This is a genomic window from Mesorhizobium sp. B1-1-5, assembly GCF_006443065.1.
Classification (GTDB): Bacteria; Pseudomonadota; Alphaproteobacteria; order Rhizobiales; family Rhizobiaceae; genus Mesorhizobium.
Map to the genome: position 1 here is coordinate 1 of NZ_VFWS01000544.1, position 1150 is coordinate 1150.

2 protein-coding genes are annotated in these 1150 nt (G+C 66.8%); one reads left to right on the forward strand and one right to left on the reverse strand.

Translation table 11 applies throughout. The features are described 5' to 3' along the window. Positions 1-109 precede the first annotated feature (109 nt). Positions 110-823, forward strand: a complete 714-nt coding sequence (locus tag FJ980_RS33135) for a sulfate transporter family protein (RefSeq protein WP_140547615.1) — start codon at positions 110-112, stop codon at positions 821-823. Positions 824-834: 11 nt separating this feature from the next. On the opposite strand, the gene FJ980_RS33140 is transcribed toward FJ980_RS33135, so the two are convergent. Then, positions 835-1150 (reverse strand): proline racemase family protein (locus FJ980_RS33140; RefSeq protein ID WP_181181407.1); only part of this gene is annotated, 316 nt, incomplete at its 5' end.

Sequence of the window (1150 nt, forward strand, 5' to 3'; positions counted from 1 at the left end):
GTTCGAAACCTGAAACGACCGCCTTGACCCACGGCAGGCAATAGAGCTTGTGACCGGCGAACCTGCTGCCTATCCTCACAGGGGCAATCCGTCGAAGCGAGGAAGCACCGTGATCTCCAGCGCCGCCCGCGCCGCCGCCGGCCAGCTGTTCTCGCCCGAATTGCGCGCCGTCTTCCTCAAGACGTTAGGCCTGACTGTGCTTGCTCTGGTCGGCCTGTGGTTCGGGCTGACCAGCCTCGTCGAGTGGCTGGCGCTGCCATGGCTGCACACACTCTTTCCCGGCCTGCCGTCCTGGGCCGGTTGGCTGGGCGGCATCGTCGCGGCCATCGCGCTTGCTTTCGGCATGGCGCTGCTCGTCGCGCCGGTCACGGCCGTCGTCGCCGGTCTGTTCCTCGACGATGTCGCCGAAGTGGTGGAGCGTACCGATTATCCCGGCGATCCGCCCGGCCGCGCCATGCCGGCCCTGCGCTCGCTGGTGTTGGCGATAAAGTTCTTCGGCGTCGTCGTTTTGGGCAACATCGTCGCCCTGCTGCTCCTGCTGGTGCCAGGCATCAACATCGCCGCCTTTTTCATCGTCAACGGCTACCTGCTCGGGCGCGAATTCTTCGAATTCGCCGCCATGCGTTTCCGCCCGGAAGAAGAGGCCAGGGCCTTGCGCCGGCACCATGCCGGGACGGTCTTTCTCGCCGGCCTGGTCATCGCGGCCTTCCTTACCGTGCCGCTGCTCAACCTGGTGACGCCGCTCTTCGCCGCAGCCATGATGGTGCATCTGCACAAGGCGATCTCGGCCCGGCCCGATCGGGGGAGCAAGCCGTTCCGTTGATGCGCCAGTCCCTACCGCAGCAGAAAGCCGCGCCCCAGTTCGTCGTCGGGCTCGACGATGAATTCCGCCCGGCCGCAATAGTAGGCGCGGCCGCCGACGCGGGCGATGATCGCTTCATGCGGTCCGGCTTTCGCCGTCCGCGCCACCGCGCCGGAAAAGCGCGAGCCGGCGATGCTCTCGAAAGTGCGTGTCTGGCCTGTTGCGATCTCGCCCTTGGCATGCATCGCCGCCAGCCGGGCGGTGACGCCGGAGCCGGTCGGCGACCGGTCGACCTGCGCCTCGGCGAAGACGCAGACGTTTTTCGTCGGCTCACCCGAAAACGTATCC